At 71.9% G+C, this 21,947-nt stretch carries 22 protein-coding genes; 8 read left to right on the top strand and 14 right to left on the bottom strand.

The features are described 5' to 3' along the window. Positions 1 to 6 precede the first annotated feature (6 nt). A complete protein-coding gene (locus ACWA15_RS03670) occupies positions 7 to 1,068 on the top strand; it encodes an alpha/beta hydrolase (RefSeq protein ID WP_464058098.1) in 1,062 nt (353 codons plus the stop codon). On the opposite strand, the gene ACWA15_RS03675 is transcribed toward ACWA15_RS03670, so the two are convergent. Further along, the gene (locus ACWA15_RS03675) at positions 1,049 to 1,438 is read right to left on the bottom strand and encodes a GntR family transcriptional regulator (protein ID WP_464058099.1); all 390 of its coding nucleotides are present in this window, start codon (positions 1,436 to 1,438) and stop codon (positions 1,049 to 1,051) included. The genes ACWA15_RS03670 and ACWA15_RS03675 overlap by 20 nt on opposite strands. Continuing rightward, on the bottom strand, positions 1,426 to 2,382 hold the full coding sequence (locus tag ACWA15_RS03680) for a hypothetical protein (RefSeq protein ID WP_464058100.1): 957 nt from the start codon (positions 2,380 to 2,382) through the stop codon (positions 1,426 to 1,428). The genes ACWA15_RS03675 and ACWA15_RS03680 overlap by 13 nt, the downstream gene beginning before the upstream one ends. Positions 2,383 to 2,554: 172 nt before the next feature. Between ACWA15_RS03680 and ACWA15_RS03685 the strand changes: the two genes are divergently transcribed. After that, on the top strand, positions 2,555 to 3,487 hold the full coding sequence (locus tag ACWA15_RS03685) for an alpha/beta fold hydrolase (RefSeq protein WP_464058101.1): 933 nt from the start codon (positions 2,555 to 2,557) through the stop codon (positions 3,485 to 3,487). A gap of 4 nt (positions 3,488 to 3,491) precedes the next feature. On the opposite strand, the gene ACWA15_RS03690 is transcribed toward ACWA15_RS03685, so the two are convergent. The 5 genes from ACWA15_RS03690 to ACWA15_RS03710 form a co-directional block, all read right to left on the bottom strand. After that, positions 3,492 to 4,163 (bottom strand): histidine phosphatase family protein, encoded by a 672-nt coding sequence (locus tag ACWA15_RS03690; RefSeq protein ID WP_464058102.1) that lies wholly within the window; start codon positions 4,161 to 4,163, stop codon positions 3,492 to 3,494. Beyond that, positions 4,163 to 5,197, bottom strand: coding sequence for an NAD(P)H-dependent amine dehydrogenase family protein (locus tag ACWA15_RS03695; protein WP_464058103.1), 1,035 nt, complete (start codon positions 5,195 to 5,197; stop codon positions 4,163 to 4,165). Before ACWA15_RS03695 ends, ACWA15_RS03690 begins: the two co-directional genes overlap by 1 nt. Positions 5,198 to 5,323: 126 nt before the next feature. Further along, the gene (locus ACWA15_RS03700) at positions 5,324 to 5,953 is read right to left on the bottom strand and encodes an MBL fold metallo-hydrolase (protein WP_464058104.1); all 630 of its coding nucleotides are present in this window, start codon (positions 5,951 to 5,953) and stop codon (positions 5,324 to 5,326) included. Then, on the bottom strand, positions 5,950 to 7,044 hold the full coding sequence (locus ACWA15_RS03705) for an S-(hydroxymethyl)mycothiol dehydrogenase (RefSeq protein WP_464058105.1): 1,095 nt from the start codon (positions 7,042 to 7,044) through the stop codon (positions 5,950 to 5,952). The genes ACWA15_RS03700 and ACWA15_RS03705 overlap by 4 nt, the downstream gene beginning before the upstream one ends. Before the next feature lie 51 nt (positions 7,045 to 7,095). Then, positions 7,096 to 9,021 carry a cytochrome c biogenesis protein CcdA gene (locus ACWA15_RS03710; protein ID WP_464058106.1) on the bottom strand — a complete coding sequence of 642 codons (1,926 nt, stop codon included), beginning with the start codon at positions 9,019 to 9,021 and terminating at the stop codon, positions 7,096 to 7,098. A gap of 214 nt (positions 9,022 to 9,235) precedes the next feature. Between ACWA15_RS03710 and ACWA15_RS03715 the strand changes: the two genes are divergently transcribed. Both ACWA15_RS03715 and ACWA15_RS03720 read left to right on the top strand, forming a co-directional pair. Further along, positions 9,236 to 10,852, top strand: a complete 1,617-nt coding sequence (locus ACWA15_RS03715; protein WP_464058107.1) for a methyl-accepting chemotaxis protein — start codon at positions 9,236 to 9,238, stop codon at positions 10,850 to 10,852. A gap of 105 nt (positions 10,853 to 10,957) precedes the next feature. Next, entirely contained in the window at positions 10,958 to 11,641 is a 684-nt protein-coding gene (locus tag ACWA15_RS03720; protein ID WP_464058108.1) for a fasciclin domain-containing protein, read from the top strand. A gap of 131 nt (positions 11,642 to 11,772) precedes the next feature. Here the strand turns inward: ACWA15_RS03720 and ACWA15_RS03725 are convergent, their stop codons facing one another. The 4 genes from ACWA15_RS03725 to ACWA15_RS03740 form a co-directional block, all read right to left on the bottom strand. Continuing rightward, positions 11,773 to 12,531 (bottom strand): anti-sigma factor, encoded by a 759-nt coding sequence (locus ACWA15_RS03725; protein WP_464058109.1) that lies wholly within the window; start codon positions 12,529 to 12,531, stop codon positions 11,773 to 11,775. Continuing rightward, positions 12,524 to 13,099: an ECF RNA polymerase sigma factor SigK gene (sigK, locus tag ACWA15_RS03730; protein WP_464058110.1), complete on the bottom strand. Its 576-nt coding sequence runs from the start codon at positions 13,097 to 13,099 to the stop codon at positions 12,524 to 12,526. The genes ACWA15_RS03725 and sigK overlap by 8 nt, the downstream gene beginning before the upstream one ends. A 112-nt stretch (positions 13,100 to 13,211) precedes the next feature. After that, a complete protein-coding gene (locus ACWA15_RS03735) occupies positions 13,212 to 14,510 on the bottom strand; it encodes an MFS transporter (protein ID WP_464058111.1) in 1,299 nt (432 codons plus the stop codon). Then, on the bottom strand, positions 14,507 to 15,196 hold the full coding sequence (locus tag ACWA15_RS03740; RefSeq protein WP_464058112.1) for a GntR family transcriptional regulator: 690 nt from the start codon (positions 15,194 to 15,196) through the stop codon (positions 14,507 to 14,509). Before ACWA15_RS03740 ends, ACWA15_RS03735 begins: the two co-directional genes overlap by 4 nt. A 115-nt stretch (positions 15,197 to 15,311) precedes the next feature. On the opposite strand from ACWA15_RS03740, the gene recQ reads away from it, so the two are divergent. From recQ to ACWA15_RS03755, 3 genes are all read left to right on the top strand, one after another. Next, positions 15,312 to 17,183, top strand: coding sequence for a DNA helicase RecQ (gene recQ, locus ACWA15_RS03745; protein ID WP_464058113.1), 1,872 nt, complete (start codon positions 15,312 to 15,314; stop codon positions 17,181 to 17,183). Between the two features lie 104 nt (positions 17,184 to 17,287). After that, positions 17,288 to 17,854, top strand: coding sequence for a hypothetical protein (locus ACWA15_RS03750; protein WP_464058114.1), 567 nt, complete (start codon positions 17,288 to 17,290; stop codon positions 17,852 to 17,854). A gap of 102 nt (positions 17,855 to 17,956) precedes the next feature. After that, positions 17,957 to 18,220, top strand: coding sequence for a GlsB/YeaQ/YmgE family stress response membrane protein (locus ACWA15_RS03755; protein WP_464058115.1), 264 nt, complete (start codon positions 17,957 to 17,959; stop codon positions 18,218 to 18,220). Positions 18,221 to 18,295: 75 nt separating this feature from the next. Here ACWA15_RS03755 and ACWA15_RS03760 read toward each other — a convergent pair whose 3' ends face one another. Then, entirely contained in the window at positions 18,296 to 19,369 is a 1,074-nt protein-coding gene (locus ACWA15_RS03760; protein ID WP_464058116.1) for a helix-turn-helix transcriptional regulator, read from the bottom strand. A gap of 102 nt (positions 19,370 to 19,471) precedes the next feature. On the opposite strand from ACWA15_RS03760, the gene ACWA15_RS03765 reads away from it, so the two are divergent. Further along, the gene (locus ACWA15_RS03765; RefSeq protein ID WP_464058117.1) at positions 19,472 to 19,759 is read left to right on the top strand and encodes a hypothetical protein; all 288 of its coding nucleotides are present in this window, start codon (positions 19,472 to 19,474) and stop codon (positions 19,757 to 19,759) included. A gap of 75 nt (positions 19,760 to 19,834) precedes the next feature. Here ACWA15_RS03765 and ACWA15_RS03770 read toward each other — a convergent pair whose 3' ends face one another. Together ACWA15_RS03770 and ACWA15_RS03775 are read right to left on the bottom strand one after the other, a co-directional pair. Continuing rightward, a complete protein-coding gene (locus tag ACWA15_RS03770) occupies positions 19,835 to 20,746 on the bottom strand; it encodes an alpha/beta fold hydrolase (protein ID WP_464058118.1) in 912 nt (303 codons plus the stop codon). A gap of 4 nt (positions 20,747 to 20,750) precedes the next feature. Beyond that, entirely contained in the window at positions 20,751 to 21,944 is a 1,194-nt protein-coding gene (locus tag ACWA15_RS03775; RefSeq protein WP_464058119.1) for a Wadjet anti-phage system protein JetD domain-containing protein, read from the bottom strand. Positions 21,945 to 21,947: the final 3 nt, after the last annotated feature.

The following is a 21,947-nucleotide window of genomic DNA, read 5'->3' on the forward strand; positions in this document are numbered from 1 at the left end:
ATGCCCATGACGAACACGCACCCGCCGGTCCTGTGGCACCCGGACGCACTCGGTGGGGACTGGCTGGCGCGGAGTCTGCCGCTGCGGTCCAACGCCGAGGGTGAGGTCGTCGCGACGCTCATCACCCGGCAGGCGACCCTCGACGGCCCGGAGACCGCGCCCCGAACCGCGCCCCGAACCGCGCCCCAGACCGCGCCCGAGACCCCGCGCACCGCGGTGCTCTACGTCCACGGCTTCGTCGACTACTTCTTCCAGACCCATCTGGCCGGCCAGTTCGCCGACCACGGGATCGACTTCTTCGCGATCGACCTGCGCGGCTACGGGCGCTCGCTGCTGCCCCACCAGACCCCGAACTTCTGCACGGACCTGCGGGAGTACGGCGAGGAGCTGGCCGCGGCGACGCAGGTCATCCGCGGTGAGCTCGGCTACGACCGGCTCGTGCTCATGGGGCACTCGACCGGTGGGCTGCTCGCGGCGCTGTGGGCGCACAGCGCGACCGGGCGGGCGACCGTCGACGCGCTCGTCCTCAACAGCCCCTGGTTCGACCTCAACCGGCCGTGGTTCGACCGGGTGATCGGCACGGCGCTGCTCGACATGGTCGGGGGCCGGGCGCGGTACGTCGTCGTGCAGCACGGACCGTCGGAGTACTCGCGGTCCTTGCACCGGGAGACGGGCGGGGAGTGGGAGTACGACCGCCGGCTTAAGCCGCCGGAGGGTTTCGCGGTGCTCGCCGGCTGGCTCCGGGCGATCCGCGCGGGGCAGGCGCGGCTGGCCCGCGGGCTCGACCTCGACTGCCCGGTGCTCGTGTGCACCTCCCTGCGCAGCGGGCACAACCGCGCCGACAACCCCGACCTGCACCGGGTCGACGCGGTCCTCGACGTCGCCCAGATCCTCGCCCGCGCCCCCGCGCTGGGCGACCAGGTCACGGTCGTCCAGGTCGACGGAGGCATCCACGACCTGGCCCTGTCCGCGGAGCCGGCCCGCAGCGCGTTCTTCGGCGCGGTCTTCGGGTGGCTCGAGCCGGCCCTGGGCCAGGGCGAATCCGACGTCAGGGCGGCGGCGGGCTGAGCAGCGCGCCGCGCACGGCGTCGAGGATCGCGTCGTCGGGCAGCCCGGTGGCGCGCACCTGGTCGACGAAGGCCCGCGCGGCCTGCTGGACCAGCACGTCCGCGGCCACGGCGCCGTCGGCGATGACCGTCCCGGCCCGACGCCGCGTGGTCACCACCCCGGCGAGCTCCAGCTCGCGGTAGGCGCGGGCGACGGTGCCCGCGGCGAGGCCCAGGTCGGTCGCGAGCGCACGGATCGGTGGCAGCCGGTCGCCGGCACGGAGGTTCTCCGCCGAGACGTGCCCCATGATCTGGGCGCGGATCTGCTCGTAGGGTGGCACGCCGGACTCGAGGTCGATCGTGATCTGCAGGTCGCCCGTCACGTGGTCCACCGGGTGCTGCGCGCGACGGTGGTCGCGGAGCCGGCGGTGCCCGGCGTCGTGTCCGGGCGCGCGGCCGCGGCGGGCACCAACGCCCCGGGCAGGGCGATCGCCGTCGCCGCGACACCGATCGAGGCGAGGACCCCGAGGAGGAAGACGACCGCCACGACCATCGGCCCCTCCCGGAAGAACGCCAGCGCCAGGAGGCCGTAGACCGGGGCGGCGGTCCCGCCGAGGACGAGCGTCGCACCGCGGAGCGCACGCTGCGCGCTCAGGCGACGAAGGGCCAGGTCCCAGGCCGGTGACGCGTCCGAGATCGCCGGGCGCCGGGCGATGAGGACCAGGCAGCCGATGCCCGCGACGAGGATCGCGCCGGCGGCCAGGAGCAAGGGCACGGCGTAGAACCAGCCCGGGTAGGGGCCGGAGGACCACGTCGTCACGGCGCCGTCGGACGCGGTCTGCGACCGGCCGTAGCTGCGCCCGTCGGCGCTCGCGGTGAGCCCGCCGACCAGCAGGGCGGCGACGAGGAGCGTGGTTGCGGTGGTCAGGAGCAGGGCGGCGGGACGGGGCGTCACGTCGGTGACGGACCGGCGGGTCAGTGTCGCGGTGCGGACCGCGCCGCTGGGCCGGGGCCAGGTGACCTCTCCCAGGGCGGAGACGGTGAGAAAGGCCAGGCCCCCGGCGGCCAGCACCAGGCCGGTGATCCGGCCGGCCTCCAGGCCGTCCGCCGCGGAGCCGACGGCCAGCACGGCGACGGCGGCTGCGAGGAGGGCGCACCAGGCGGCGACGTGGATCCGGAGGGCGTGGCTGCGGGCGGCCTCCGCCAGCGAGGGCCGCTCGGGATCGGCGGCGCGGAGGCGCCGGGAGGAGGAAGCGACGGTGATCGCGACCACGATGAGCACGAGCCCGCCGATCATCACAGCCAGCATCACGTACATCCAGATGAAAGCGCGCAAGGTGATGCTCCTGACGTCGACACCGACGGACAATGAATCAATACATTAGTACAATGACAGGATCGGGAGCCCGTGTCAACCGCCCGCGTGCGCATGATCACAGGTGGAGAGGTCCCCATCCGGGACCGTTGGGCAGGACGGGCCGGTGCCGCACACCGTAGGGTCGTCAACCATGACCACGAACGCCCCCCCAGCTCCCGTGCCGCTCGCAGCAGCGCCTCCCGTCAACCCCGACCCCGGCGTGCTGGTCCGCCCGGGCGCGGCCTTCGGACCTATCCCGCTGCCCGACGGCGTCGCACCGGTCACCATCAGGACGTCCGTGGGTGAGCTCACCGGTCTGCGCGCGGAGCCGGCCGCCCCCGCACGCGGCACCGTCCTCCTCGTGCCCGGGTTCACCGGGTCCAAGGAGGACTTCTCCGTGCTGCTGCCCCTCCTCGCCGCGCACGGCTGGGACGCCTGGGCCTACAGCCAGCGGGGCCAGGCCGACTCCGCAGCGCCGGACGGGCCGGACTCCTACCGCCTCGACGACTTCGCCGCCGACGTCTGCGAGGTCGCCGACATCGTCGGGGTCGGGGAGCCCGTGCACCTGCTCGGGCACAGCTTCGGTGGGCTGGTCGCCCGGGCCGCCGCGCTGCGCGCGCCGCAGGCCTTCCTCGACGTGGTGCTGCTGTGCTCGGGGCCGCGCGGCTTCGGCTCGGGCCAGGGCGACCTGCGCTCGGTCCTCGACGCGGGCGGGTCGCTCGGGCTGTGGGCGAACGGGAACCCTGAGCTCGCCGAGCTGCCCACCGACGCCCTCGAGCCGGTCGACGCCTTCCGCAAGGAGCGCGCCGCCGCGACGTCGCCGGACAGCCTCCGCGGGACCATCGACGCCTTGTGGGACCCGGCCGACCGGACCGCCGACCTGCGGGACACGGGGCTGTCCGTGCTCGTCGCGCACGGCGCGACCGACGACGCCTGGCCCCAGGACTGGCAGAAGGAGATGGCCGACGTGCTCGCTGCCCCCTACCGGGTCATCCCCGACGCCGGGCACTGCCCGGCTGAGGAGAACCCGCCGGCGACCGCGGACCTGCTGCACGAGTTCTGGGACCGGCGACTGAGCCGCTGACCCCTCACTGCTCCCAGGAGACGAGGTTCCAGGACTCGATGGTGCGCACGCCGTGCTCGAGGCCGAGGAAGCAGGTCGCGGCGGTGCCCAGCTTGAACCGAGCACCCTGCGTGGGGTCGAGGTCGAGCCAGAGGGCGCCGAGCACCCGGAGCAGGTGCCCGTGCGCCACGAGCAGCACGTCCTCGCCGGCGGCGAGGACGCCGGTGACGTCCTCGATGACGCGGGTGGCCCGCCGGGCCACGTCGGCGAGCGTCTCCCCCTCGGACACCCCGGGCGGTGGCGAGGCGCCCGACCGCGGGGCCGCGCCGTCGTGCACCCCGTCCTGGAAGATGTCCCACCGGTGCCCGACGTCGTCGCTCACCTCGTCGGAGGTGCGCCCCTCGACCTGGCCGTAGTCCCACTCCATGAGGTTGGGGTCGACGACGGCGTCGGGGAACCCGGCCAGCTCGGTCGTGTGCGAGGCCCGCAGCAGCGGGCTCGTGCGCACCTGCCCGAAGTGCCGCTTGCGCGCCGCGGAGGTCAGGGCGAGGAAGTAGCCGGCGGCCACCGCCTGCGCCTCGCCGTCGCTGGTCAGCGGCAGGTCGGTGCGCCCGGTGTGGCGACCGTCGCGGCTCCACTGGGTCTCCCCGTGGCGCAGCAGCACCAGCCGTGGGGTCGGGTCTGGCTCGAGCGGCATCAGTCGATGCCGAGGGTCGTGGTGAGCAGCCCCGGGACGTAGGCGACCGGTCCGAGCTGGTCGCCGGTCGCGAAGCCGGCCGGGGCGTCGATCACCTGCGGGATCCGGTTGACCGTCGTCGCGCAGGTGAGCTCGACCGTCCGCGGCTCGGTGACCACGAGATCGATCCGCGGCTCACCCTCGATGATCCAGTCGTTGTGGTCGACGTCGCGCGGGCCGTAGACCTTCCCGACGACCTCCATGACCAGGGTCGCGCCCTGCTCGGTCGTCGCGGTGGCCCGCGCCAGCATGCCGATCACCTCGCCCGCCGGGATCTCCCGGCCCAGGGTGGCGGAGGTGAGAGGGGTGCTGGACAGGATCGGCTCGAGCTCCTGGACGATCCCGGTGACGTCCAGGCCCAGCGCGCCGGCCAGCCAGGGTGGGACGTTGAGGGCGAAGGAGGGCACGTTTGCGGCGCGGATCTGCTCCTCGAAGGCGGCAGGGTCCAGCCCGACCCCGTGCACCTGGGCGAGGGCGATGCCGTAGTCGTCCACGTTGTAGGTCGAGTACCCGCGGATCGCGTCGATGCGGTGGGTCGCGCCGGCCGCCGCGGTGACCAGGCTGCCCCAGAAGACGTCCTGGTAGCCGGTGCCCAGCAGGGTGCAGTCGTTGCGCCGGGCGAGCTCGTCGAGCCGGGCGGTGATCTCGGGGGAGGTGTTCCACGGGAAGAACGCCTCCTCGCAGGTGGACACCGCGTTGATGCCGCGCGAGGCGCACGCCTCGAAAGGCAGCTCCATGTCGCCCATGAGGGAGAGCAGGGTGAGCACCACGATGTCGGGCATGGTCGCGTCGAGCACGCCGTCGGCGTTGTCGGAGATCGTCACCCCGAGGGGCTCCGGGAGCCCGGCGACCTCACCGAGGTCCCGCCCCACGAGCGCGGGGTCGGTGTCGATCGCCCCGACCACCTCCGCACCCTTCTCCACCAGGTATCCCACGATCACCCGGGCCATGTTCCCGCAGCCGTACACCACGACTCGCACTGGACGAGCAGACATCATTGCCTCCTGACCGGGCACGCGTCGACGGTGACCGTTGACTCGAGCATAGGCACGGCAGCGCGGTCCTGCCGGGGAGGACCGGTCGCACACGCAGGCGTGACCGGTCCTCGTGCAGGCTCGAGGTCAGTGCCCGCGGGCGATCCACTCCGCCAGGTGCGGGGCCTCGGCCCCGATCGTCGTGGAGTCGCCGTGCCCGGTGTGCACGACCGTCTCGGCCGGCAGGGTGAGCAGCCGGGTCCGGATCGACTCGACGATCGTGGGGAAGTCGCTGAAGCTGCGTCCGGTCGCCCCCGGCCCGCCGGCGAAGAGCGTGTCGCCGGTGAACACGACGGCGAGGTCGGGCACGGAGAAGGACACGGACCCGGGACTGTGACCGGGGGTGTGCAGGACGTGCACGGGTGTCCCGGCGACGGTGATCACCTGGCCGTCGGCGAGGTCGTGGGTGGGTGCCTCGCCCGGGTGGGTGAGGGCCCACAGCTCCCGGTCGGCCGGGTGCAGCCAGATCGGCGCGCCCAGCCGTTCCGCGAGCTCGGGGGCCTGGCGGACGTGGTCGTCGTGGGCGTGGGTGGCCAGGACCGCGACCACTGTGCGCCCGGCGACCGCGGCGACGATCGCCTCGACGTCGTGCGGGGCGTCGATGACGACGACCTCGGAGTCGTCCCCGAGGATCCACACGTTGTTGTCGACGTCGAAGGTCTGCCCGTCGAGGGAGAAGGTCCCCGAGGTGACCAGGTGCTCCACGCGCGCGGTCAAAGGACCACGACCGAGCGCAGCACGGTGCCGGACGTCATCGTGGCGAAGGCCTGCTCGACGTCGCCCAGCCCGATCCGCTCGGAGACGAAGGCGTCGAGCGGGAGCCGGCCCTGGGAGTACATCTCCAGCAGCGCCGGGAAGTCCCGCTCGGGCAGGCAGTCCCCGTACCAGGAGGACTTGAGCGCGCCGCCGCGACCGAACACGTCGGCGAGCGGGATCTCGAGCATCATCTCGGGCGTGGGGACACCCACGAGGACGACCGTCCCGGCGAGGTCGCGGCCGTAGAAGGCCTGCTTCCACGTCTCGGGGCGCCCGACGGCGTCGATCACCACGTCTGCGCCGAAGCCGTCGGTGAGCTCGGCGATCGCCGCGACGACCCCGTCGGTGTCGAGGCCGGAAGAGTTGATCGTGTGGGTCGCCCCGAGGGTCCGGGCCCACTCGAGCTTGGAGTCGTCGAGGTCGATCGCGATGATCCGGCGGGCCCCGGCGAGGTCCGCTCCGGCCACGGCCGCGCAGCCGACGCCGCCGCAGCCGATCACCGCGACCGTGTCCCCGCGCTGGACGGGCGCGGTGTTGACCGCAGCCCCCAGCCCGGCCATCACGCCGCAGCCGAGCAGCCCGGCGACCGCGGGGTCGACGCCCGGGTCGACCTTGGTCGCCTGGCCGGCGGCCACGAGGGTCTTCTCGGCGAAAGCCCCGATGCCCAGCGCGGGGCTCAGCGGCGTGCCGTCGAGCAGCGTCATCTTCTGGGTCGCGTTGTGCGTGTCGAAGCAGTACTGCGGGCGGCCGCGACGGCAGGCCCGGCACTGCCCGCACACCGCGCGCCAGTTGAGCACGACCGTGTCCCCGACGACGACGTTCTCGACGCCCTCCCCGATCGCCGCGACCGTCCCGGCGGCCTCGTGGCCGAGCAGGAACGGGTAGTCGTCGGTGATCCCGCCCTCGCGGTAGTGCAGGTCGGTGTGGCAGACGCCGCAGGCGGCGATGTCGACGACGACCTCGCCGGCCCCGGGGTCGGGGACGATGATCTGCACGGTCGAGACGGGCTCGCCCTTGGCGAGCGCGACGACGGCGTTGACGGTCCAGGGCATGGTTCTCCTCGGGTGGTGGGGGGCTGGTCCCAGGCTACGTCGGATCCGCGCTCACCCGAAGGTGAAGGTGAAGGCCTGCACGCCCGGGGGCAGCTCGAGGTCGATGATGCCCGTGGTTGCTGACTCTCCCTCGAGGATCGGGTAGAGGGTGGGGTTGCCGGTCACCTCGATCTCGCGAGTCTCGGTCGTGCCGTCGGCCCCGCGCACGGTCGCCGTCACCGTGCCTTCCCCGCCCAGGACGGCGAAGACGTCGGTGCCGCTGTACGCGAGCTGGATGCGGGCGTCGTCGGACACTGCTGTGGCGCCCTGGAAGTCGACGGTCCAGGTGCCGTCGAGGGAGAAGGTGTCCGCGGGCTGGTCGGCGCTCGCGGTGTAGACGCCCTCGCCGGCGGCGTACGACGGCGCGCCGGAGTAGTTGACGATCTTGTTGACGGAGAAGTACGTCTCCGGAGTCGTCGTGGCCTGCGGGGTGGAGTCGATGACGGTGGTCGGCTCGGGCAGGGTCACGCCGGGGTTGGCGGCGGTGAGGAGCTCACGCACGAGCGCCTCGGTGGTCTCGTAGCCACCCTCGCCGAAGCGGATGTGCCGCACGGTGCCGTCGGAGTCGACGAGGTACTGCGCCGGCCAGTAGCGGTTGCGGTATGTGGTCCAGGTCGAGTAGCTGTTGTCCTGGGCGATCGGGTAGGTCACGCCGAGGCTCTCGGCGCCGGCGATGACGTTGCGGGTCTCCCGCTCGAAGGCGAACTCGGGGGTGTGCACACCGATGACCTCGAAGCCCTTGCCGACGTCCTTGTACGTGTCGTACCAGGCGTTGACGTGCGGGATGGCGCGCTGGCAGTTGATGCAGGAGTAGGTCCAGAAGTCGATGAGCACGACCTTGCCGTCGCCTTGGAGCTCCTCGAGGGTGAGCGGGGCGTTCTCCTCGGTGTTGAGCCAGGTGGTGATGCCGGACAGGGCGGGGGCCGGGCCGCAGCTCTCGAGCACGTCCGCGCCGTTGGAGCAGTTGGACAGCTGACGGTTCTCGTCGGTGACGATCCCGCCCAGGTCGAGGGCCTCCCGGACCGTGCCGGAGGCGTCGACCTGCTCCTGGAGGGCGCCGGTGTAGTCGGGCAGCGCTCGCTGGAGGTAGGCGGGGAGGTTGAAGGCGAGAGCGACGGCGAGGGCGATCATGACCACCCCGCCCGCGATCCGGATGCCACGGGTGTGCTTCTGGAAGGCGCCGACCCGCTCGGCGACCCGGCGCCCGGCGAGGGCGAAGACGAGCAGCGGGATGGCTGCACCGATCGCGAAGGACACGGTGAGGGCCACCGTCCCGGGGCCGATGTTCCCGGTGGCCCCGGCGACGGTGATCGCGGCGAGGACGGGGCCGGCGCACGGGACGTAGAGGACTCCCAGGCCCAGGCCGAGGATGAAGGCACCGCGGTCCTTGCTGCCCGAGCTGCGGCGGGCACCGATCGCGGCGATCCGCTGGAAGGGCTTCTCGATGATCTCCTCGAGCTGGGGGATGATCATGCCGAGGCCGATGAGGGCGAGCAGCACAAGTCCCACCCAGCGCAGCAGGTCCTGGGGGAGGCCGAGCGCACCGAGGATGAGCGAGCCGAGCAGCGTGAAGAAGCTGAAGCTCACGACGAGCCCGGAGATGACGAGGTAGGGACGCCAGGAACGGGCGCGCTGGGAGGTGGCCTGGTTGTCGGCAGCCGGTGCGCGGTTGCCTCTCCGGGTCGCCGGGCGGTCCGTGGGTGCGGGGCGCTCGGCCACGGCGACCTTGCCCTTGGCGTCCACGCGCACTGCCGTGGGCAGGCCCGCGAACAGCGCCGAGGTCGGAGCAGAGGCCGGCGCCGTTCCGGAGGCTGCCGTGGAGGGGCGAGCGCCCTCGACCCCGCCGGCGAAGAAGATCACCGGGAGCATCGGCAGGATGCACGGTGAGATACCGGTGATGAGGCCACCGATGAGCCCGATGAGAATGAGGGTTTCCATGGCACAGGTTCGGGGCGGTGGCCTGGTCGGATGGGTCCGGGTGACCGCGAGCAGCCAAGGTCACATCATCTCGGCGGCCCGTCTGGGTACGAAGGGACGCCGGTCGGTCGATAGGGCCTGTGACAGGGCCGCCGCAAGGCCACCCTCGAGTCCGGACCGAATGGTCCGGCCATCACCAACGGCGCTGTGCCGAGGTCGACGAAATGAGCTTCGCGTGCGCAATCCACTGACCTACCTGTCCCTCGGCCGCAGGCTCGCCGCGGCGTTCACCGTGCTGTGCGTGCTCCTCGTCGTCGTCGCCGCCGCGGGGCTCAACGGCTCGATCCGCCAGCGTGAGGTGGCACAGCAGACCACCGCGCTGCATGCGCTGCGGACCGATGTGCTGGAGCTGCGCTACCTCGACGCCGACGTGAGCGGGTGGCAGGGCTACCTGTTCGTCGATGCGCTCGTCGAGGGACCTGCCGCGGCGGTCGCAGCCGACAACTCGACCATCCTGGGACTGAACGAGTCGCGGGTGGCGGGCGACGCACTCCTGACAGCGCTCGCGGCCCATCCCCTGACCGACTCCGAGCAAGCCTTCGTGGGTTCCCTGGCGACCCAGTGGGCTGACTACTTCGCCCTCACCGACTCGATGCTGGACCTGATCTCCGAGGGCACCGAGCAGTCTCTCGACGCCGCCCACGGGATCCTGGTCGGGGGCCTCGACACCTCCTGGAGCGACCTGCTCACCACCACCACCGACCTTCAAGTGAGCGTTGACTCCCGAATCTCCGCCTTGGACGCCGAGGCCGTCGCCGCCGCGTCCGGCTCGCGCCTGCAGGTGATCCTCGCCGGTGCGCTCGCGGTCCTGATCGCCGTCGGCCTCGGCACCGGCATCACGCGGTCGATCGTGCGCCCGCTCCGGCAGTGCAACACCGCGCTCACCGCGATGGCCGACGGCGACCTCACGGTCACCACCGACATCCCGAACCGCGACGAGGTGGGTGACATGGCTCGTTCGCTCGCCCGAGCGCAGGCGTCGCTGTGCGCCACCCTGGCCGGGGTCGGGGAGACAGCTCAGACGGTGGCCGCCGCAGCCGAGGAGCTCTCGGCCGCGAACACGCAGGTGACCGCCGGGTCGGAGGAGACCAGCGCACGCGCCGCGGTCGTTGCGGCTGCCGCCGAGGAAGTCTCCCGCAACGTGCAGACCGTCGCAGCGGGCGCCGAGCAGATGGGCGCCTCGATCCGGGAGATCGCCCAGAACGCCAACGAGGCCGCCAAGGTCGCCACCCACGCCACCGGGGTGGCCGCCTCCACGAACGACATGGTCACCCAGCTCGGAGTGTCCACCGGGGAGATCGGCAACGTCGTCAAGGCGATCACGTCCATCGCCGAGCAGACCAATCTGCTCGCTCTGAACGCCACCATCGAGGCTGCTCGGGCAGGGGAGGCAGGCAAGGGCTTCGCCGTCGTGGCCGGTGAGGTGAAGGAGCTCGCCAGCGAGACCGCCCGCGCCACCGAGGAGATCACCCGCCGCGTCGAAGCCATCCAGGCGGACACCACCGGTGCCATCGTCGCGATCGGCGAGATCAGCGCGATCATCGCCTCCATCAACGACTACCAGCTCACCATCGCCAGCGCCGTCGAGGAGCAGACCGCCACCACCAACGAGATGTCCCGGTCGGTCACCGAGGCAGCCACCGGGTCCGGGGAGATTGCGGACAACATCGCCGGGGTCGCGTCCGGCGCCGCCACGTCGAGCGAGGTCTTGGCCCAGATGGGCGGCTCCGTCAATGAGCTCGCCCGGATGTCCGCCGACCTGCGGAAGCGCATCTCGGCATTCACGTACTAGGAAGAGAACTCCTTCCCATCCGGACCCATCCACCCCCCACCCCGTCTCCGAACCTTGGTGTGAGACGCCCCGCAGGCCGTGGGGCGACAAGCCGAGGAGTCTCCGATGAACGTTCGCAACCGCACCACGTACATGATCACCAGCGCCGCCGTCCTCACCCTGCTCGGGCTGTCGGCCTGCAGCACCGACGACACCGCGAGCGAGACGCCCGCAGCCGGGAGCACCACCGAGGCGCCCGCGATGACCGAGGACTCGACGATGGATCCCACGGACGACGCGATGATGGCCGACCCGGCCGCGAACCTCGTCGGTCCTGACTGCGCCGCCTACGCGGCCGCCGTTCCCGACGGCGCAGGCTCGATCACCGGCATGTCGACCGACCCCGTCGCCGTCGCTGCCTCGAACAACCCCATGCTCACCACCCTGACCGCGGCCGTGAGCGGCGAGCTCAACCCCGACGTCAACCTCGTCGACACCCTCAACGGCGCCGAGTTCACGGTGTTCGCGCCGGTTGACGACGCGTTCGCGAAGATCGACGCCGCGACCATCGAGGGGCTCAAGACGGACACGGACACGCTGTCCTCGATCCTCACGTACCACGTGGTCCCCGGTCAGCTCACCCCTGACCAGATCGTCGGCGAGCACACGACCGTCCAGGGCGGGACCGTCACGGTCGCCGGCTCCGGTGACGAGCTCATGGTCAACGACTCCATGGTCGTCTGCGGCGGCGTCGTGACGGCCAACGCGACCGTTTACCTCATCGACACGGTTCTCATGCCGATGATGTGACAGAGACCCCCCGGGCACAGGCCCGCTCCCTTCGGGGAGCGGGCCTGAGTTGTGCCCGGAGGCAGCCGCGAGGGCAGAGCGGTCAGACAGGTGTGGCACACCGGTGTGGCAGGACCAGACTCAGGACCAGGTCAGGTCTGCACCGCGACCAGCGGGTCGGTCGTGGGCTGGTCGGAGCCGCCGGCCGGCTCGAGGGTCACCGCGAGCATCGTGCCCGGGGTGGCCTCGACGAGGGCCGACGCCGAGCCGTCCTGCGGCCGGATGAGGCCGGCGGAGGTGATGGTGTCCCCGCTGATGGCCCACAGCTGGTAGTCCTGGTCCTGGCCCGGGTCGCTCATCCCGGAGGCGGAGAGCATGACGTGCCCGGCGGAGACCAGAGCGCTCACCTCACCCCCGCCGCTCATGTCGGCGGTGAGGATGCGGGCGTCGGGGTCGGCGAGCATCTCGGCCATCATGTCGGACTCCGCCTGGAGCTCGCGCTGGGCGGTGTGGGACTGGATCGCGATCGTGGTGGGCACCGCGACGGCGGCCACCACGGCCGCGGCCACACCGAGCGCGGCCAGGCGCCGCCGGAGCGGGCGTGCGGCCGGGCGGTGGGCGGTGCGGACCGGTACGGACGACGACTGTGCGGACGACGGCGCGGACGACGGCGCGGACGGCTCACCCGCGACCCGGGCGAGCACCTGGTCACGCAGCGCGGCCGGTGGTCGCTCGTCGACCGTGAAGGCCGCGACGACCTCCCGGTACTCGTCGAGCTCGCGGCGCGCGTCAGGGTCGGTGGCGAGGAGACGTTCGACGGCGCGTCGTTCGAGGTCGTCGACGGCGTCCATCGCGTAGGCGGCGAGCAGCTCGTAGGCCTGCGCACGCGGTGTGTCGTGGTGGTCAGCCATGGTCAACCCCCAGACAGTTGCGAAGCCGGATGAGCCCGTCGCGGATGCGGCTCTTGACGGTGGGCAGGGACGCCCCGAGGTCGTCGGCGACCTCGCGGTAGGTGCGGTCGCCGTAGTACGCGCGCAGCACCGCCTCGCGCTGGGTGTCCGTCAAGGATCCCAGGCACCGCCGCACGACGGCGGCCTCGAGCCGCTGCTCGACGTGCTCGACGACGACGTCGTACTCCGCCGCGGCGCCGGCCTGGTCCACGTCCCGCTGGTCGCGGTGGCGGCGGGCCTGCTCCGAGCGCACCCGGTCGACGGCGCGCCGTCGGGCGAGGGTGACGACCCAGGTGCGCGCGGAGCCGCGGGCGGGGTCGAAGCGCGCGGCGGTCTGCCAGAGCTCGATCATCACTTCCTGGGTCACCTCCGCCGCGTGGTCCGGGTCGCGCAGCACGCCCAGGGCGGTGCCGTAGGCGGCGGGTGACAACGCGTCGTAGACGTGAGCAAACGTGTCCGTGCCACCGGCGGCGCAGGCGACGAGCGCTGCGTCGAGGGCGTCGGGTTCGCTGGTCCTGGCGGTTGGCACGCGGACAAGTCTGCCTCAGGTCGGAGCCGGGTGCGGTCTGCACCCCCGGCGGGTGCCGGGGGACATCAGTGGTTCGGCGCCGCGGCGCCCACGGATGGGTCCCGGCGGTGGGTCACCGGGCGGCCGCGTCCACCAGAACGCCCGGTGCGGTGCGGGCGAGGGCGTCGCCGGCGGCGTCGGGCAGGTGCGCCGGCAGGTGCCGGCGCCAGCAGGAGACGACGACGGCGAAGCACCCGAGCGCGATGACCGCGCCCCCGGCGAACATCTGCGGGTAGGTGAGTGTGCCGGCGAGAGAGGCGAGCAGCACCGGGATGAAGAAGCCGACGTAGGCGAGGGAGTAGTAGACGGCGATGACCCCGGCGAGGCCGTCCGGCCCGGCGATGCGTTGGGCCTCCTGGAGCCCGGAGACGAGCAGCAGCCCATAGGCCGACCCGAGCACCGCGGCGGCGACCATCGCGGAGACGACGGTCAGCGCGGAGGAGGCCCACACGGCGAGCACCATCCCGACCACGGTGACCGCGAGCCCGACGGCGACCGCCCGGGCGTTGCGCGGTGTGTCCACCGTCTTGGCGAGCTGCTGGGTGAGGAACCCGCTGCCCAGGCCGATGAAGCAGAGCAGCCCGGAGAAGCCGGTCTCGTACCCGGGGACCTGGTCTGCGACCAGCACGGGGAGGATCGCGTAGGCGCTCGCAGCCACGCCGAACACCCACGGTGCGGAGGGCAGCACGACGAAGAGGAAGCGACGGTGCCGGGCGGCCGGGACCCGCAGGTCGTCGCGCAGCCGGCCGGGGCTCACCGGGCGGTGGTGGGTCTCGGGGATGGTGAGCACGAGGACCGACAGGCCGAGGGTGACGGCGATGTTGACCGCGTAGGGCAGGACCGTGGGGGCGGGGGCGAACTGGGCGAGGGCGGCCGCGACGGCGGCACCGAGCCCAAAACCGGCGGTCAGGGCCAGGGAGGCGCGGCGGGCACCGAGGCCCTCGTCGGCGGAGGCCTCGAAGGGCGGTTGGGAGAGCTCCTTGACCCAGCTGGTCCCCACGGCCATGACGAGGCCGAGGGCCATGCCGGACAGCACCCGCCCGGCATAGAGGAGGGCCTCCGCGTGGGTGCCCATCGCCAGCAGGGCGCTGCCGACGACGCAGAGCAGGGGAGCGGGCAGCATGAGCGGGCGGCGCCCGTACCGGTCGGAGAGCGGACCGCCGATGAGCAGCGCCGGGACGATCCCGAACACGTACGCCCCGAGCAGGAGGTTCACGGCCACCGCGCCGAGGCCCTCATGGCGGTACATGACGAGCAGCGGGGTGAACTCGTTGCCGCCCCAGGCGACCGCGAACAGTGCCCCGCAGGCGCGCAGCCAGGGGCGACCCGTCCGGCTCGCCTGAGCCGCCCGCGGCGCGGTGGGCCCGGTCATCGCAGGAGGTCCTGGTGGATGGTGTGCATGTGGTCTCCCAGCGCCCGGGCGAAACCGTCGGCGTCCTGGTCGGCGATGAGCCGGGCGAGCTCGGTGTGCTGGGCGACGATCGCCTCGAGCGCCCCGGCGCGCGCCCGCACCGACCGGGCGGTCATCCGCTGCTGGCGGTCCCGCAGGGTCCGATAGAAGTCGCACAGGATCGAGTTCTCCTCGGCCTCGACGATCTCCTGGTGGAAGTCGACGTCGGCCTGGGCGAAGGCGGTGAGGTCGCCGGCCGCCGCGGCGGCGACCTGGCGCGCGACGACCTCCCCGAGCCGCGCGGCGAGCAGCCCGGCCGAGCGGGCGTCGCGGGTGGCCTTGTGGACGGCGGCGGACTCGATCACCTGGCGGGCCTCGATGACCTCGGCGATCTCACCGGGCTGGACGGGGCGCACGAGGGCGCCGCGCTTGGGGAAGAGCTCCATCCACCCCTCGGCCTGCAGCCGGAGGAAGGCCTCCCGGACGGGCGTGCGGCTGACGCCGAGCTCGTCGGCGATCTGCCCCTCGCTGATGAGGGTGCCTCCCGGGAGGGTCCCGTCGAGGATCCGCTCGTGCAGGACCGCGTGGGCGCGGTCCGCGGCGGACCGGGGGGTCGGCGGCGCGGGGGTGGTCGTGGGGTCGCTGGTCACAGCGGTCTGTCCGGGCACATACGGGAGGCTTCTTCCGGTCGCATCATAGATACAAGTTGTATCTTAGGCCTTGCTGGCGGTGGGTCGCTGTGGATCGCGGTGGGGCGTCAGTGGCGCCGCCTACAGTGGGCGGGTGACTTCGCTCGATCTGACCCCGCCGCCCACCGACACCCACGTCCGCGCCCTCGAGGTGCTGCGCTCGGTCTTCGGCTACGACGCCTTCCGCGGCGACCAGGCGGAGATCATCTCCACCGTGATCGACGGCGGGGACGCCCTCGTGCTCATGCCCACCGGTGGTGGGAAGTCCCTGTGCTACCAGGTGCCGGCTCTCGTGCGGCCCGGCGTCGGCGTCGTCGTCTCCCCGCTCATCGCGCTCATGCAGGACCAGGTCGACGCGCTCTCCGCGCTCGGGGTGCGCGCCGGCTTCCTCAACTCCACCCAGATGCCGCACGAGCGCCGCGCCGTCGAGGAGGCCTTCACGAGCGGGACCCTCGACCTGCTCTACCTCGCGCCCGAGCGGCTGCGTGTGCCCGAGACCCTCGCACTGCTCGACCGCGGGCAGGTCTCCCTCTTCGCGATCGACGAGGCGCACTGCGTCTCCCAGTGGGGCCACGACTTTCGACCGGACTACCTCCAGCTGTCCGTGCTGCACGAGCGCTGGCCGCAGGTTCCCCGCGTCGCGCTCACCGCGACGGCCACCGGGACCACGCACGCCGAGATCGCCCGCCGGCTCCAGCTCGAGGAGGCGCGCCACTTCGTGGCGAGCTTCGACCGTCCCAACATCCAGTACCGCATCGCGGCCAAGAACAACCCCAAGGCGCAGCTGCTGGACCTGCTGCGCACCGAGCACCCCGGCGACGCCGGGATCGTGTACTGCCTCTCCCGCAAGTCCGTGGAGCAGACCGCGGAGTACCTCGTCGCCCAGGGGATCCCGGCACTGCCCTACCACGCGGGCCTCGGCGCGCAGGTGCGCGCGGCCAACCAGTCCCGCTTCCTGCGCGAGGACGGCCTCGTCATGGTCGCGACCATCGCCTTCGGGATGGGGATCGACAAGCCCGACGTGCGCTTCGTGGCCCACCTCGACCTGCCCAAGTCGGTCGAGGGGTACTACCAGGAGACCGGCCGCGCCGGCCGCGACGGCGCGCCGTCGACCGCGTGGCTCGCCTACGGCCTGGCCGACGTCGTCCAGCAGCGCCGCATGATCGACACCTCCGAGGGCGACGCCGCGCACCGGCGCAAGCTCTCCGCGCACCTGGACGCCATGCTCGGGCTCTGCGAGACGGTCGAGTGCCGCCGGGTGCAGCTCCTCGCCTACTTCGGTCAGACCAGCGGGCCCTGCGGCAACTGCGACACCTGCCTGGCCCCGCCCGAGACCTGGGACGGGACGGTCGCCGCGCAGAAGTTCCTGTCCACGGTCGTGCGCCTGGAGCGGGACCGCGGGCAGCGCTACGGCGCCGGCCACCTGGTCGACATCCTGCTCGGCAAGGAGACCCCGCGGGTCACCCAGCTCGGCCACACGACCCTGAGCACCTTCGGCATCGGGTCCGACCTGTCTGACGGCGAGTGGCGCGGCGTCGTCCGCCAGCTGCTGGCCCGCGGGCTGCTCGGGGTGGACAGCGAGGGGTACGGCACCCTCGAGCTCACGCCGGCCAGCGCCGAGGTGCTTGCCGGGGACCGGCCGGTCATGCTGCGCCGAGAGGCGCCCAAAGCGGCGAAGGCCGCACGCACGCCGCGGTCGAGCGGCCGCGGGGCGAAGGTGGCCGTCGACCTGGACGGCACCGCCGCCGCGGTCTTCGAGCGTCTGCGCACCTGGCGTGGCGCGACCGCGAAGGAGTCCGGAGTGCCCGCCTACGTCGTCTTCCACGATGCGACGCTGCGGGACATCGCCGTGCTGCGACCGTCCACCCTCGACGAGCTTGGGACGGTCAGCGGGGTCGGTACGGCGAAGCTGGAGAAGTTCGGTGCGGGTGTGCTTGATGCGGTGGGGGTAGGAAGCGGCGCATAGACCGCCCAAAGGCGGTAGTGTCTACTAATGTGACGCTTCCGGCATATTCTCGATACCTTCTGACCGCTGCGCTCGGGAGAGGGCCACACACCCTTCCTGCGCTGATGGCTGCCGTCGAATCCGCGCCATGGGCTCGTGAGCGCACGGAGGACGAGTTCCGACAGTTCCTCGCAGACCTTCCCGGCGTGCGGCTCGTCGACGGGGCCTACGTGAGCGATCAGGCCCTGGCGCGTGGACGCACCGCCCCGGTCGCCGTGCCAGCCGCCGACTCCGGCGGCCGGGGGACGACCAGCACCGGCTCGCCCGCCAAGGCCGGGCTGCCGCCGGCGCTGGCAACCGTGACGTCCGAGGCCGGGTTGACGCTGGTCAGCGGCCCGGTGGCGGTGGGCCCCTCGGGACCGAACCGGATCCGGTACTGGATCTTCCTCGACCCGCGGCCCGTCATCGGCGGCCGGTACCTCGTGACGCTCGTCGGGACCGCGGTGTCGATCACCCCTGACCTCATCGCCCGGGTGATGAGACTGGCCGAGGACTCTCACGCCGAGCGGGCCATCCTGGTGGGCCAGCGCTCGATCGCTGCGGCGGCCGAGGCCTTCGCCCGCGGCAAGCCGGTGCTCCTCGTCCCCGCGCCCGAGGAGGCCCGGCCCCGGCGAGAAGCCCAGGGTGAGTGAGATCAAGACCACGAGCTCTCGACATGCGCGCAACGATGACCGCTGCCAAGATCGTCACGCGCGACGTCGCAGCTGTGCGACCGCAAACTTGGAGGTAGCGACATGGGTGAAATCATTGGCCTGGTGATCTTTGGCGGTGTGATCGGAGCGCTGGCGCGCCTGTTCATGAAGGGCTCGCAGCCCATCGGGGTGCTGTGGACGATCATCCTCGGCGCACTCGGAGCCCTCGTCGGCTACTGGCTCTCCGGCCTGCTCGGCGTCAACGAGACCGACGGGATCGACTGGATCCGCTGGCTCATCTCGATCGTCGTGGCGGTCGTCTTCATCTCGATCTACGTCGGGGCCGCTGGCAACAAGAGGCGCTGATCGACTGCTTGACCGTGTGACCTTGAGACGTGCAGCGCCCTGGTGGCGCTGCACGTCTTGTGTTTTCGGTGTCCGTCAGCCGTCGTGCACGCTGCGCTGCGCCGCGTCGGCGAATCCCACCGCCGTGCCCAGCAGCATCGTCCGGCTCCGGGTCCCCGTCTTGGAGAACACGGACTTGAGGTGGTCTTGCACGGTGTTGACCGAGACCGACATGCGCTCGGCGATCTGGCGGGTGTCGCGCCCGCAGGCGAGATGGTTGAGCAGCTCGGTCTCCCTGGCGCTGAGCCCGCACGACCGTGCGTACAGATCGAGCCGGTCCGCCGGAGACGACTCTTCGAGCGTCACGGCGATGGACGACCCGCTGATCCGCGCGGCCCGCACGGTGACCCAGAACCCTTCGCCCAGGTGCACGCGCGCCATCGGTCGATGCCCGTCGACGCCCGTCTCCTGGGCGAGCAGCTGCCCTGCGACGTTGTAGGCGATCGCCGGGATGGGAGACCGGCCCGGTGCCGCAGGGAGCAGAGCGGTGAGCCATTCCTCGCTCGCCACGGTCTGGCTCACCACGGTGAGCGCGTTGTCCAGGATCAGCACGAGCGGTCCGAGGGTTCTGGGACGAGCGACAGCGGGGGCGAGGAAGGTGGCCGAGACGCAGCGCCGCAACGCGGTCGTCACGGGTTCGGCGATGGAGTCGAGGAACGTACAGTCCGTGGCGTCGAACCGCCCAGAGGGTTCCAGCCGCCACAGGTCGAGTAAAGCCCAGCAGCCGAACCGGTCCGCAAACACGCTCGAGGCGACATCGCCGACGTCGGCGCCGGACAGCACCTCGGTCCACAGCGGGCTCCGGGCGCGCTGCTCACCCAACGACGATGCAGAGACCAAGGCCGTCCAGCGGTTGATCGTCGTCAGGTACTTCGCCCGGATGGTGCGGGGCAGGTCGCGCAGCGTCGGGATCTGTGCGACCGGTGCGGAGCCGACGCAGGTGACCGGGTCGGTCATGACCCATACGTGGGCGTCGAAGCCGATCGCATCGCGCAGGTCGTCGAGGATCGCGACGCGCAGGGCCGCTGGCTCCGTCGGTACGTCCGCCGCTGCACGGCACAGAGCCGCGATGTGCTCGCGGGCCCTCGTCCTGGCGGTCGCGGTGACCATGCTCTGAGGCTACGCCCGGGCATCGGGGAAGATCCCAGGAACCTGGGATGGGCGGGAGCGCTGCATCCTCCTAGCGTGGAGACATCGAGCAAGGAGGTCACCATGTTCACCGTCCACATCGAGCATCCCGTCCAGGACTTCGACCGATGGAAGGTCGTCTTCGACGGCTTCACCGACCTGCGCACGCGTCACCGGGTCCGCCGGTACGACGTCTCGCGCCCCACGGATGATCCGCGCTACGTCCTCGTCGGGCTCGACTTCGACTCCCGCGCCGACGCCGAAGCCTTCCTCGTCACGATGCGCGGGGTGTGGGGGACCTCGACCGCGGCGACCGTGCTCGCCGGCGCGCCGCAGGTGCGCGTGACGGAGTCGGTCGAGGTGGGTCCGTGAGGGGCAGGTGGAATCGACTGGATGCGCTGGCTCATCTCGGTGGTCGTGTTGTGTTCTGCCCCGGTGTTCTCGCGCTCAGCCGGTCTGGCGGCGGATGTAGGCCGCGATGACGTCCGGCGCGTAGCAGGCGACGTGGCCGGCGCCCTGGATCCGGTCGGGACCCGCCGATCCCCCGGTGCGATTGACGGCGGCGCCCCGCGCCAACTCGTCCACGATCTCCCGGAAGGCGGGATGGGACTCGGCGCCATAGGAGAAGCGCAGGTCGACGCCCGAGGCTGCGAGGGCGTCGAGGTCGACTGTCTCCTCGGTGGCCGGGATGTCGTCCCGGACGAAGTTCTCGGCGAGAGCGTCAGCCCTCGCGGCGTACCACTGGAGCCCGACGGGAGGTTCCAGCAACCCGGGCGGAGCCAGGTCTTCCCGTGAGCCGGTGGTCGTGGTCGCGGTCGTGGCCGCGGATGCGGATGCGGCGGCCATCGCACCTACCCAGTCGCCGGGATGTTTGCCCAGGTGCCCCTCGACCGCCTCTGTGGCCAGTGTGCGCAGCGCACGGCCGGACGCGGAGTGGGCGAAGTACCCAGGCTCGAAGACGAGCACCCGCCGCACGAGGGTCGGATGGCGCAGAGCGAGCTGGACCGCCACGATCCCGCCCGCGGACGCCCCGAACACATCGGCACCGGTCAAGCCGAGCACGCTGAGCAGGCCCGCCGCGTCGTCTGCATGCTGTGCTGCATCGCAGGGCCAGCTGTCGCGAGAGCTGCGCAGGGTTCCCCGACGGTCGTAGGTGACGACCGTGGCACCGGTCAGCCGTTCGGCGATCGGACGGAACATCTCCGCGTCGTCGCTGGAGGCGCCGATGAGGAGGAGCCCCGGGCCGTGTCCCCGGACCTCCGCATAGAGCCGGCAGCCGTTGACGTCGTGCCAGCCGGTGCGTGGTGGTTCTGCGCCATCGCTGGCGAAGGGATTGGTCCGGAGGCCAGGATCCGTCATGGTTTCAGGCTAGACCTGCCGGTCCCGCAGCCTCTCGCAGCGCCGCCATCGCGGCCGACCACACGATGCGCTCCTGCTCCATCCGCACGTTCCCGAGGGACCGCACCGCCTCGAGCGCAGCGAGCTCGCCCGCCGTCAGGGAGCTGATAGCGCCGGTGAACGGCGTCGGTTCGGTGACCCACAGATCCCGGTACATCTCCAGGGTCACGGTGTCCATGAGCACCGACGTCACGTCCGGGCAGTAGCTGCGGATCCGATGCAGGATCAAGAACCCGTGGCTGTCCAGGTCGCCCCAGTACACGATGCGGGCGTCGCGGATCCAGGGGATGTCACCCAGCTTCTTCACTGCATACCCCGACCCGTGCACGACGATGGCCCCCGGCACCGCTTCCATCGCCAGGACCGATTCGAGGTTCTCGAAGACGAAGACGGTCCGAGGGTGGATGGTCAGTTCCGCCAGCTCGGCCACCGGAGCGGAGAAGTCGGTGAGGGTCGTTGGGAGCAGCGTCGGGTCAAGGACCCGCATCCGGACCAGCTCGGGTGGCTCGATCAGGCCCAGGGCCTCGCGTCCGGAGATCGCGGTGAACAGACCGGCGACGAGCCCCCGGTGCGCCTTGACCCACTTGGTGTCCACCCCGCGGATGGGCAGCTGACGGATGTACAGCCCGGAGTCGGGATGCGCGGCGAGCCAGCGCAGCACGCCGTCGAGGCGGGCGGCGTCAATGGGATCCAGCTCGGCGAGCGCCCGGGCGTGGCGGCGGACCGCGGCGAGCATCGGCTCGGAGGATCCCCACTCTCCGAGCAGGGCGGCCACCCGCGTGGAGACTAGCCGCCAGTGCTGCGACTTGCTGGCGAACTGCGCGACGTCGGCCGCCGTCTCGAAGCGGAGGCGTTCGGGTACCTCCTGGGACCCCTCGCTCGCCCACTGGCGTCGGACCCGGACGAGGTGGGGGACTGCGGCGCTGCGCCAGTCGTCGTTCCAAGCCAGTGCGCGCTGTCGGTCGGCGATCACCTCGCGCTCGGTGGGCAGGTGGAGCGGGAGCTCCAGGTGAGCGCTCGCGGCATCGGGCACTGGAGGCTCTGACGTTGCTGAGGGCGGGGCGGTCGGTGCCGCGCCCGCCTGCGCGAGTGCCCACCGCGCGAAGTTCGCGTCGTACTTCTTGCGGATCATCTCGCGTGCCGCGCTGACGCTGAGCATCGG

The sequence above is a fragment of the Sanguibacter sp. TS_SC_8 genome (genome assembly GCF_055361235.1).